This window comes from Variovorax sp. RCC_210 (genome assembly GCF_041355175.1).
In the GTDB taxonomy this organism is placed as follows: Bacteria; Pseudomonadota; Gammaproteobacteria; order Burkholderiales; family Burkholderiaceae_C; genus Variovorax.
On the sequence record NZ_JBFUPJ010000011.1, the window covers coordinates 28,118 to 38,484 of the forward strand.

Sequence of the window (10,367 nt, forward strand, 5' to 3'; positions counted from 1 at the left end):
GCGGGGAAAGCAGGGAAAGCGGGGTCGGGCCGCGCGCGCGTCAGCGCACGGTCTTCAGGCGGCGCCCGGCCGGTGCGGCCGCGGGCGCGCCCTCGGGCTTCGGTGCGTCGGGCGTGGCGCTGCGCGCGAGGATGTTGTCGAAACCGACGTTGGCGCGGCCGATGGAGCCGGGCACCTGCAGAAAGCGCGCCTCGTAGTGCAGCGCGAGGATCAGCCCGTGGATCTCGAACGCCACCTGGCGCTCGTCGGCGTCGGCGCGCAAATGGCCTTCGCTTTGCGACTGCACGATGGCGCGCAGCACGGCGGCCTGCCAGATGCTGACCGACTCGACCAGCGCATCGCGCACCGGGCCCGGACGGTCGTCGAATTCGGAGGCGCCGCTGATGTAGATGCAGCCCGAGTCGATTTCGGTGGAGGTGCGCTTCATCCAGTTGGCGAACATGGCGCGCAACCGGGGCAGGCCGCGCGGGGCCTTCAGCGCGGGGAAGAACACTTCCTGCTCGAAGCGCGAGTGATACTCGCGCACCACCGAGATCTGCAGTTCTTCACGCGAGCCGAAGTGGGCGAACACGCCCGACTTGCTCATCTTGGTGATCTCGGCCACGGCGCCGATCGACAGGCCTTCGAGCCCGATCTGGGCGGCCAACGCCAGCGCGGCGTCGACGATCACGGCCTTGGTCTGCTGGCCCTTCTGGGCAGCCCGTGCGGGCTTGGCGGGAACGGCGGTGGCGGTCATCGTGGAAATCCCAAATAAAACGAACGGTCGTTCTATTTTGCAGGGACTTCGAACTTTCGGCTTTCAAAAACCTTCTGTTATCAAAGGTTAATTGAAATGGGAAGGGATGGGAAGAGATGGGAAGGGGCCGCAATCGGCCCCTTCCCTTCCTGTCGTCGATCAGGCTGAAAAGCCTGGGATCAGAAGTCCTGCGACACCGGCCGCACCACCACTTCGTTGATGTCCACGTCGGCCGGCTGTTCCACCGCGTAGACCACGGCACGCGCCACCGCGTCGGCCGGGATCTGGTTGGCCTCGTAGAACGCCTTCACCCCGGCGGCGGCATCGGCGTCGGTGGTGCCGAACTTCAGCTCCGACTCCACCGCGCCCGGCGACACGATGGTCACGCGCACGCCGCTGTTGCCCATTTCCACGCGCAGCCCTTCGGAAATGGCGCGCACCGCGAACTTGGTGGCGCTGTACACGGTACCGACGGGCGTGAACACCTTGAACCCGGCAATGGACGCCACGTTCAGGATGTGGCCGCTGCCCTGCGCCTGCATGCGCGGCAGCACGGCGGCAATGCCGTACAGCACGCCCTTGATGTTCACGTCGATGGTGCGGTCCCACTCGTCGACCTTCAGCTTCTCGATGGGCGACAGCGGCATCACGCCCGCGTTGTTGACCAGCACGTCGATGCGGCCGAAAGCCTCCACGGTGGCCGCGGCCAGCGCGTCGAGGTCGGCGCGCTTCGCCACGTCGGTGGCCACGGCGATGGCTTCGCCGCCGGCCTCGCGGATCTCGGCGACCACCTTGTCGAGGCGCTCGGTGCGGCGCGCGGCCAGCACCACCTTGGCGCCGCGGGCGGCCAGGTGGCGCGCCATCGATTCGCCGATGCCGCTGCTCGCGCCGGTGACGATGGCGACCTTGCCCTTGATGTTGTCTTGAACGGATGTCATGGGAAATTCCTTTCGGGGGTTGAAAAGGTTTGAAGAAGTGCATGCAGTGTGGAAAATCCAGCCGTTCCAGTAAATGAAACTCTGGCGACTTCAGAATTCCTTTGAAAGGAACACTCCATGTCCAACCGCCTCGAAGCCCTGCGCGTGTTCTGCACCGCCGCCGATGCCGCCAACTTCCGCGAGGCGGCCGTGCGCCTGTCGGTGTCACCGCAGGTGGTGACGCGCGCCGTGCGCGAGCTCGAAGAAGAACTGGGCGAGCCGCTGTTCCACCGCAGCACGCGCGGCGTGCAGCTCACCGACTTCGGCAGGCAGCTGGCCGAGCGCGCGCGCACGGCGGTGGTCGGGGTCGATGCGCTCTTTCACCGCACCGACCGGCGCGCGCTCTCGCAGCACGCGGGCACGGTGCGGGTCACGGCGCCCAACGTGTTCGGGCGTCGGCTGATTCCGCAGGCGCTGGCGCCCGTGCTGGCCGCGCACCCGGGCCTGGTGCTCGACCTGCGCCTGTCGGAGCAGCATGCCGACGTGGTCGACCAGCAGATCGACATCGGCGTGCGCGCCGGGCCGATCCGCGACGCGCGCTTCGTGGCGCGCACGGTCGCGAAGATGCGGCTGTACGTGGTGGCCGCGCCGTCGCTCGTCGCGCGCACCGGCATGCCGAAAACCCTCGACGCGCTCGCATCGCTGCCGCTGACGGCGCTCATCGACCAGAGCTCGGGCCGACCGTGGTCGTGGTTCTTCAGCAAGGGGCGGCAGATGCCGGTGGTGTCGCCGGCCTTCGTGACCAACGACGTCGATGCGGAATGCGCGGCGGTGCTGGCGGGCATCGGCTTCGGCCAGCTCGTGGGGCCGCTGGCGGAGCCGCTGCTGCAATCGGGCGCGCTGGTGCCGGTGCTGGAGGCCGAGGCGCCCGAGCCCTGGCCCATTCATGTCTACCGCTCGCAGCGCGCGCCGGTGCCGGCGCGCGTGCGGCTGGTGTACGACGAGCTGGTGCGGGCGCTGCGCTGAAGTGCCGGCCCAGCCGCAGCTTCAGTCGCAGTTTCAGTCGTAATTTCAGTCGTACTTTTGGCCCGTGCGCATCAGCTCCGGCGTGCCGATCACCTCGTTGAGCGCGTCGAAGTCCAGCATCTGCGCGCGCCACGGCTGCGTGGTGCGGTGCTGGTGCAGGCTGGCGTAGTAGCCGCGCAGCGTGTGCACCACCGCGCGCGCCGTGCCGCCCGGGAAGATGGCGATGCGAAAGCCGTGCTTCTGCAGCGCGTCCGCGTCCTGGATCGGCGTCTTGCCGCCTTCGACCATGTTGGCCAGCAGCGGCACGCGGTGCGCGAAGCGGCTGCAGGCCGCGTCCATCTGCTCGGGCGAGCGCAGTGCCTCGATGAAGAGCGCGTCCACCCCGCACTCGAGGTAGGCCTCGGCGCGGTCCAGCGCGGCGTCGAGCCCTTCGACGGCCACGGCGTCGGTGCGCGCGAGGATGAGCGTGTCGGCCGAGGCGCGCGCGTCCAGCGCGGCCTTCAGCTTGCCGACCATCTCGCGCTGCGGCACCACCGCCTTGCCGTCGAGGTGGCCGCAGCGCTTGGGAAAGGTCTGGTCCTCGATCTGCACCATGGCCGCGCCCGCGCGCTCGAAGCCGCGCACCGTGCGCTGCGTGTTCAGCGCGTTGCCGAAGCCGGTGTCGGCATCGACGATCACCGGCAGGCTCACGCGCTCGGTGATGCGCGCCAGCGTGTCGGCCACCTCGGTGAAGGTGGTCAGGCCCACGTCGGAGCGGCCCAGCCGCGTGTAGGCGATGGACGCGCCCGACAGGTACAGCGCCTCGAAGCCGGCCTGCTCGGCCACCAGTGCGCTCAGCGCGTCGTACACCCCAGGGGCCAGCACGATGTCGTTGCGCGCCAGCCGGGTCTTGAAGTTCTCGGTCGTCATGCGGACGCCTCCTTGGATCGAATGAGCGCGGCCGCCGTGTGCGCCGCGATGTAGCCCCCGGCCACGGCGCTCAGCAGCCCGTTGCCGGAGAGGTAACCCCACACCGCGTCGCCCGAGACGCCGCCCGCCGCGCCGCCCGCTGCGAGCAGGTTGGGCAGCGGCGTGCCGTCTTGCCGCAGCACGCGCATGTCGGGCGCGGTGTCGAGCCCGCCCTGGGTGTGGAAGAGCGCGCCGGTCACCTTGACGGCGAAGTACGGCGCATCGAGCCCGCGCGCGAACACGCGGCCGTCGGGTGCGGGCGTGGCGGCGCGCATCGCGTCGAGCGTGGCCTGCAATGCAGCCGCCTCGCAGCCGATGCAGTCGGCCAGCGCCGCCACCGAGTCGCAGCGGCGCAGCGCGCCCGCCGCCTCCGCGTCGCAGAAATCGGGAAAGCCGCGCGCCAGGGCCAGCAGCGGCGTGTCGAACACGTTCCACGCGATGCCGCCCGGCTGCGCGAGCACATGCACCGCGGCCTCCGAGTAGCCCTGCGTCTCGTCGTGGAAGCGACGGCCTTCGCAGTTGAGCTGCACGCCGCCTTCCATCATCACGGCCCACGACATCAGCGCGCCCTGCGGCGTCACCCACGAGCCGTGGCCCTGGTAGCCGCCCAGGTCGCGCAGCCGCGCGCCCAGCGCCTCGCCCCAGAGGATGGCGCTGCCGTCGTTGCCCACGTGCCCGCCGAAGGTGGCCTCGGCCATCTCGGGCAGCAGCGTGCGCACCATGCGCGTGTTGCCGCCGAAGCCGTTGCAGGCCAGCAGCAGCGCGCCGCAGCCCAGCGTCTCGTGCCGGCCGTCGGGGCGCAGGTAGTCGATGCCGATCACCTGGTCTTGCGCGTCGAGCACCAGCGTGTCGACCACCGCTTGCGTCAGCACCGGGACGCCCGCGGCCTCCACCGCCGCCTGCAGCGCCGCCATCAACGCGGCGCCCGTCTTCTGCGGCAGCGCGTGCATGCGGTGCACGCTGTGGCCGGGATAGAGAAAGCCGTCGAGCAGCGTCCACGCCAGGCCGTGGCGCTCCTGCAGCGCATCGAGCGCGGGGCCGATGGCGTTCGCATACGCATCGACCAGCGCGGGTGCAGCCCGGCCGTGCGCCTTGGCCTGGATGTCCGCCGCGAAGCGCGCGGCGCTGTCGTCGGCCACGCCGTGTTCGCGCTGCGTGCGCGTGCCGGGCGCGGGAATGAAACCCGACGAGAGCGCGGTCGATCCGCTGGGCAGCGCGTCGCGTTCCAGCACCACGCAGTCGATGCCCGCGTCGGCCAGCATCAGCGCGGCCGTGAGCCCGCAGGCACCGCCACCGACGATGGCCACCGCCACGTGCACCTCGGCCTCGGCCTTGACCTCGACCGACGCGGCACGGCGAAGGGTGCGCACAGGCTGCGTCATGCGATCGAATCGATGAAGGCCTGGCACGCCGTCACCTCCGCCACGTTGCGCATGTCGGCCAGCGAGGTGCTGTGGCGCTCCTCGCCGAAGGCCGCGCAGCCGTCGCCCAGCACCAGCGTGCGGTAGTCGCGCATGTGCGCGTCGCGCACCGTGCTGGCCACGCCGCCGTTGGTGACGATGCCGCACACCGCCACGGTGTCGATGCCCGCGCGCCGCAGCACCCAGTCGAGCTGCGTGTTGAAGAAGGCCGAATACGCGACCTTGCTCACCGTGACATCGACCAGCCCCGCGAGCGCATCCACATTCGCCTGGCCCCAGCTGCCGGGCGCGAAGTCGCCCTTGGCCAGGTACGGGCGCAGCGCCTTCAGGTGGGGCGACACCATCGGCTCGCCCCGGGCGTCGGGCCACAGCGTGAACTGGCTCGCGACCACCATGCCGCCCGCCGCCTTCAGCGCGCGCGCCACGGCGGCCACGCGCCCGGGCAGCAGCAGCGCGGGCGGGTTGGTGTCGCCGCCTCGCGCATAGGCGCCCTTCGCGTCGAGGAAATCGTTCTGCAGGTCGATGACGACCAGCGCCGTCTTCGCCCCAATGACCTTTGCGCCTTCGCTCATGACGGCCTCACCAGCAGGTTGCCGTGTGCGTCGACCTCGGCATGGAAGCCGGGCTCCAGCCACACGGTGGTGTCGGCCTGCTCCAGGATCGCGGGGCCGTCGATGCGCGCGGCCACCGGCAGGTCGAGCCGGGCGTAGCGCACCGCGTCGTGCCACCGGCCCTGGTGGAACACGCGCTGCGTGCCCAGCGGCGCGGTGCTGCCCTCGCCTTCCGGCGCCAGCACCTTCAGGTCGAACTTGGGCCGCACGCCGATGCGCGCGTAGCGCAGGTTCATCACGCGAATGGCGATGCCGTCGAGCACGCGGCCGAAGGCGGCGGTGTAGGCCGCCTCGAAGGCCGAGCGAATCGATGCGGCCGTGAGCGGCGCCTGGCTTGCCTGGCCCGCTTGGCCCTCATTCGCCAGCACCACCGGCAGCGTGTGCGTCTGGCCGGCGTAGAGCATGTCGAGCGCGACCACTTCCTTCACCGCGTCGAAGCGCACGCCCGAGGAATCGAGCCGCTGCTGGCAACTGGCCGCCAGCGCGTCGATGCGGCGCTGCACGTCGGCCACGTCGAGCTCGGCCAGCGGCTTGTTCAGGGTCTGCACCGCGTCGTGGCGCATGTCGGCAATCACGCAGCCCAGCGCGGAGGTCACGCCCGGGTAGCGCGGCACGATGCCGGTGGTCACGCCCACCTCGCGCATCATGGCGCACACATGCAGCGCGCCGCCACCGCCGAAGGGCATGTAGGCGAAGCGGCGCGGGTCGTGTCCCCGCTCGATGGACACGAGGCGGATGGCGCCGGCCATGCGCGCGTTCGCCACGGTGAGGATGGCCTCGGCCGCCGCGTGCACGTCGAGCCCCAGCGGGCGCGCGACGTGCTCCTCGATGGCCTGGCGCGACTTGTCGGCGTCCAGCGCGGCGAGCAGCCCGCCGCCCAGCGGACGGTCGGCCGCGATGCGCCCCAGCAGCACGTTGGCGTCGGTCACCGTCGGGCGCATGTTGCCGCGCCCGTAGCAGGCCGGGCCGGGCACGCTGCCGGCCGACTCGGGGCCCACCTGCAACATGCCGCTCGCGTCCACCGACGCGATGGAGCCGCCGCCCGCGCCGATGGTCTCGATCTGGATCATGGGCGAGCGGATCACCATGCCGAACTCGATGGCGGTCTGCGCGGCCAAGGCGGCCTCGCCGTTGGCCACCAGCGACACGTCGAACGACGTGCCGCCCATGTCGCCCGTGATCGCGTTCGGAAAGCCCGCCGCCCGCGCGATGGCCGCGCAGGCGATCACGCCCGCCGCCGGGCCCGACAGCGCGGTGCGCACCGGCAGGTCGCTGGCGGTCTGGCGCGACATCACGCCGCCATTGCTCTGCACCACCAGCAGTTCGCCGGCGAAGCCCTGCGCGCGCAGGTCGCTTTCGAGCCGGCCCAGGTAGCTGCCCACCACCGGCTGCAGCGCGGCGTTGAGCGTGGCGGTCGAGCAGCGTTCGAACTCGCGGATCTCGGGCAGCACCTCGCTGGCCGAGGTCACGTGCGGGTTGGGCCACAGCTCGCGCACCGCAGCCACGGCCAGGCGTTCGTTCTCGGGGTTGGCGTAGGTGTTGATGAAGAACACGCACACCGCCTCGCAGCCCGCTTCGAGCAGCGAGCGCGCTTCGGCGCGCACCTGTTCGAGGTCGACCGCGGTGTGCAGCGTGCCGTCGGCCAGCACGCGCTCGTCCACCTCGCGGCGCAGGTCGCGCGGCACCACGGGCTTGAAGCTGCCGCGCAGGCCCCAGGTCTCGGGCCGGTCGCGCCGGCGCATCTCGAGCACGTCGCGAAAGCCGCGCGTGGTGATGATGCCGGTGCGCGCCACCTTGCGCTCCAGCAGCGCGTTGGTGCCCACGGTGGTGCCGTGCACGATGGTGGCGATGGCCGCGGCCGAATCGGCCACGCGCGCCACGCCGTTCATGAAGCCGCGCGCTTCTTCGCCGCGCGTGGAAGGCACCTTGACGATGCGCGCGGTGCCGTTGGCCTCGTCGAGCACGAAGAGGTCGGTGAAGGTGCCGCCGACATCGACGCCGACGACAAGTGATTTACCAGGGGAAGTCATTCGGATGCTTTCTTCTTGCTGTCGGTGCTCACGTAGCCCATGGCCGCGTCGGCCTCGCGCTGCGCGGGGTTGCGTTCGGCGCCATGGCCCCAGCCGCCGCCGCCGGGTGTTTCCAGGCGCACGCGCTCGCCGCGCGCCAGCGCGATGCCGCGCATCTTGGAGACCATGGGCGGCGTGTGCCACTCGCCCGCGTTCTCGTAGCTGAACACGTTCACCGCGCCTTCGCCGCCGCCGGCGATGCCCTTGGGCGGCGAGGTGCCGCGCTCGCCGAAGACGAACACCTCGGCGTCCTTCTCGAGCAGCTCGATTTCATACACCGCGCCCAGCCCGCCGCGGTGCTGGCCGTCGCCGCCCGAGTCGGCGCGCAGCGACCATTCGGTGAAGCGCACCGGGTAGGCGGCCTCCAGGATTTCCAGTGGGGGAATGGTCGCGGTCGAAATCGGGGCGTTGCCGTGCGACAGCCCGTCGCCGCCCGAGTGGCCGCCATGGCCGCCACCGAAGAAGCTGAACATCACCCAGCGCTGGCCTTCGCGGCCCTTGTCGCTGCGGTGGCCCGCGATCGACAGCGCGTTGATGGTGCCGTAGGCCTGCGCCACGGCGCGCGTGGGGTCGGCCTGCGCGGCGGCGCTGAAGATCACGTCGATCATGCGCAGGATGGTCTCGGTGTAGCCGCCCACCGGGCGCGGACGCTCGCAGCTGATGACCAGCCTGTCGGGAATCACGAAATCGACCGCGTCGAGCACGCCGGCATTGGCCGGCACGTCGGGGAACAGGTGCTTGAGCGCCACGTAGCACGCGGCCACCGCGGTGGCGCGGCTGATGTTCACCGGCCCCGCGCACTGCGCCGAGGTGCGCGAGAAGTCGAGCGTGAGCCGCTCGCCGGCCACCGTCATGTCCAGCGCGATGGTCAGCGGCGTGTTCACGATGCCGTCGTTGTCCAGCACGTCCTCGAAGCTGTAGCGGCCGTCGGGCAGCGAGGCGATGTGCGAGCGCATCAGGCGCAGCGCGCGGGCGCGCAGCTCGCCCAGCGCGCTGAGCACAAGGTTGTCGCCGTATTCGTCGAGCAGGCCGTTCAGCCGCTTCTCGCCCAGTTCCAGCGCGGCGAGCTGGCCGTTCAGGTCGCCCCACAGGCTGTCGGGCAGGCGCGTGTTGGCCTGCAGGATGGCCAGCACGTCGGCGTCGAGCACGCCGTTGCGCACGATGCGCACCGGCGGGATCTGCACCGCCTCCTGCCAGCACTCGGTGGCCGCGGGGTTGTAGTTGCCGGGCACCGCGCCGCCCACGTCGTGCCAGTGCGCGGCCGAGGCCATGTGGCAATAGAGCTTGCCGTTGCGAAAGAAGGGCTTCACCAGCTTGAAGTCGTTGGCGTGCGTGCCGCCGTCGTACGCGTCGTTGCTGATCCAGATGTCGCCGTCCTTCATGCCGCCGCGCGGCTCGGCCGCCTTGGCGGTGGCGCGCACGGCGAACGCCATGGCGCCCACGAACACCGGCAGGCCCGACTTGCCCTGCACCAGCGTGTCGCCGGTGGCGGCGTCGTACAGGCCGTGGCAGGCGTCGTGCGCCTCGGCAATGATGGGGTTGAACGCGCTGCGGTAGAGCGTGGCGTCCATTTCGTCGGCCACCTGTTCGAGGCGGCCGCGCAGCACGGCGAGCGTGACGGGGTCGAGTGTCGGGTTCATTTTTTTCAGTCCACCTTTGCGCCGCTGGTCTTCACGACCTTGGCCCATTTGTCGATTTCTTTCTTCACGTGCGCGGTGAACTCCTTCTGCGTGGAGCCCACCGGTTCGGCGCCCAGCGCGGCGAGCTTGTCGCGCACCTCGGGCAGCTTCAGGATGCGCTGCACCTCGGCCGAGAGCTTGTCCACCACCGGCTGCGGCGTGCCCTTGGGCGCGAACAGGCCCGACCACGCATCGGCATAGAAGCCGGGGTAGGTCTCAGCGATGGTCGGCAGGTCGGGCAGCGAAGGCGCGCGGTGCAGGCTGGTGAGCGCAATGGCGCGCAGCTTGCCGGCCTTGACGTGCGGCAGCGCCGAAGGCAGCCCGTCGACCATCATCTGCACCTGACCGGCCAGCAGGTCGGACACGGCGGGCGCGCTGCCCTTGTAGGGCACGTGCGTGATGTCCACGCCGGCCTCCGACTTGAGCATTTCCATGCCCAGGTGCGCGGCCGTGCCGTTGCCCAGCGATGCGTAGTTGAGCTTGCCGGGCTCCTTCTTCGCGAGCGCCATCAGCTCGGCCAGGTTCTTCGCGGGCACCGAGGGGTGCACCACCAGCACGTTGGGCACCACGGCCACCTGGCTGATGGCGACGAAGTCGGCCACCGGGTCGTAGGGCATCTTGGTGTACAGCGAGGTGTTGATGGCGTGCGAGCCGGTCACGCCCATCACCAGCGTGTAGCCGTCGGCCGGCGACTTGGCCACCAGGTCGGAACCCACGTTGCCGCCCGCGCCCGCGCGGTTGTCGACCAACACGGGCTGGCCCCAGTGCTCGGCCATCTTCACCGCGACGAGGCGCGCGGCCGCGTCGGTGGCGCCGCCCGGCGGGAACGGCACGACGATGCGGATCGCCTTGGTCGGAAAGTCGCTCGCCTGGGCGGCGGCGGCAAGCGGCAGGCACACAAGGAGCGTGCTCGCGAGGTAGCGCAGGAGTTTCATGGGGGTGGGCCGTGAGAGTGAAGTG

9 protein-coding genes are annotated in these 10,367 nt (G+C 70.7%); 1 reads left to right on the top strand and 8 read right to left on the bottom strand.

What is annotated here, in order from left to right; translation table 11 throughout:
* Window positions 1–40: 40 nt before the first annotated feature.
* Window positions 41–736 carry a TetR/AcrR family transcriptional regulator gene (locus tag AB6807_RS26330; RefSeq protein ID WP_371086860.1) on the bottom strand — a complete coding sequence of 232 codons (696 nt, stop codon included), beginning with the start codon at window positions 734–736 and terminating at the stop codon, window positions 41–43.
* A gap of 179 nt (window positions 737–915) precedes the next feature.
* Window positions 916–1,674, bottom strand: a complete 759-nt coding sequence (locus AB6807_RS26335) for an SDR family oxidoreductase (RefSeq protein WP_371086861.1) — start codon at window positions 1,672–1,674, stop codon at window positions 916–918.
* A 117-nt stretch (window positions 1,675–1,791) separates the two neighbouring features.
* On the opposite strand from AB6807_RS26335, the gene AB6807_RS26340 reads away from it, so the two are divergent.
* Window positions 1,792–2,679 carry a LysR family transcriptional regulator gene (locus tag AB6807_RS26340; protein WP_371086862.1) on the top strand — a complete coding sequence of 296 codons (888 nt, stop codon included), beginning with the start codon at window positions 1,792–1,794 and terminating at the stop codon, window positions 2,677–2,679.
* Window positions 2,680–2,724: 45 nt separating this feature from the next.
* Here the strand turns inward: AB6807_RS26340 and AB6807_RS26345 are convergent, their stop codons facing one another.
* Genes AB6807_RS26345 through AB6807_RS26370 form a run of 6 tightly spaced genes read right to left on the bottom strand, consistent with a single transcriptional unit; the run spans window position 2,725 to window position 10,342 of the window.
* On the bottom strand, window positions 2,725–3,588 hold the full coding sequence (locus AB6807_RS26345; RefSeq protein ID WP_286516934.1) for an oxaloacetate decarboxylase: 864 nt from the start codon (window positions 3,586–3,588) through the stop codon (window positions 2,725–2,727).
* On the bottom strand, window positions 3,585–5,009 hold the full coding sequence (locus AB6807_RS26350) for an FAD-dependent oxidoreductase (protein WP_371086863.1): 1,425 nt from the start codon (window positions 5,007–5,009) through the stop codon (window positions 3,585–3,587). The genes AB6807_RS26345 and AB6807_RS26350 overlap by 4 nt, the downstream gene beginning before the upstream one ends.
* Window positions 5,006–5,620: a cysteine hydrolase family protein gene (locus AB6807_RS26355; RefSeq protein WP_371086864.1), complete on the bottom strand. Its 615-nt coding sequence runs from the start codon at window positions 5,618–5,620 to the stop codon at window positions 5,006–5,008. Before AB6807_RS26355 ends, AB6807_RS26350 begins: the two co-directional genes overlap by 4 nt.
* Window positions 5,617–7,689 carry a hydantoinase/oxoprolinase family protein gene (locus tag AB6807_RS26360; RefSeq protein ID WP_371086865.1) on the bottom strand — a complete coding sequence of 691 codons (2,073 nt, stop codon included), beginning with the start codon at window positions 7,687–7,689 and terminating at the stop codon, window positions 5,617–5,619. Before AB6807_RS26360 ends, AB6807_RS26355 begins: the two co-directional genes overlap by 4 nt.
* Complete coding sequence (locus AB6807_RS26365; RefSeq protein WP_371086866.1) at window positions 7,686–9,368, bottom strand: hydantoinase B/oxoprolinase family protein; 1,683 nt, start codon at window positions 9,366–9,368, stop codon at window positions 7,686–7,688. Before AB6807_RS26365 ends, AB6807_RS26360 begins: the two co-directional genes overlap by 4 nt.
* Before the next feature lie 5 nt (window positions 9,369–9,373).
* Window positions 9,374–10,342: a Bug family tripartite tricarboxylate transporter substrate binding protein gene (locus tag AB6807_RS26370; RefSeq protein ID WP_371086867.1), complete on the bottom strand. Its 969-nt coding sequence runs from the start codon at window positions 10,340–10,342 to the stop codon at window positions 9,374–9,376.
* Window positions 10,343–10,367 lie beyond the last annotated feature (25 nt).

Coding starts and splice junctions, on each gene's coding strand:
- AB6807_RS26350 (WP_371086863.1), bottom strand. CDS start 5,009: ATGACGCAGCCTGTGCGCACCCTTCGCCGTGCCGCGTCGGTCGAGGTC.
- AB6807_RS26340 (WP_371086862.1), top strand. CDS start 1,792: ATGTCCAACCGCCTCGAAGCCCTGCGCGTGTTCTGCACCGCCGCCGAT.
- AB6807_RS26365 (WP_371086866.1), bottom strand. CDS start 9,368: ATGAACCCGACACTCGACCCCGTCACGCTCGCCGTGCTGCGCGGCCGC.
- AB6807_RS26360 (WP_371086865.1), bottom strand. CDS start 7,689: ATGACTTCCCCTGGTAAATCACTTGTCGTCGGCGTCGATGTCGGCGGC.
- AB6807_RS26370 (WP_371086867.1), bottom strand. CDS start 10,342: ATGAAACTCCTGCGCTACCTCGCGAGCACGCTCCTTGTGTGCCTGCCG.
- AB6807_RS26330 (WP_371086860.1), bottom strand. CDS start 736: ATGACCGCCACCGCCGTTCCCGCCAAGCCCGCACGGGCTGCCCAGAAG.
- AB6807_RS26335 (WP_371086861.1), bottom strand. CDS start 1,674: ATGACATCCGTTCAAGACAACATCAAGGGCAAGGTCGCCATCGTCACC.
- AB6807_RS26345 (WP_286516934.1), bottom strand. CDS start 3,588: ATGACGACCGAGAACTTCAAGACCCGGCTGGCGCGCAACGACATCGTG.
- AB6807_RS26355 (WP_371086864.1), bottom strand. CDS start 5,620: ATGAGCGAAGGCGCAAAGGTCATTGGGGCGAAGACGGCGCTGGTCGTC.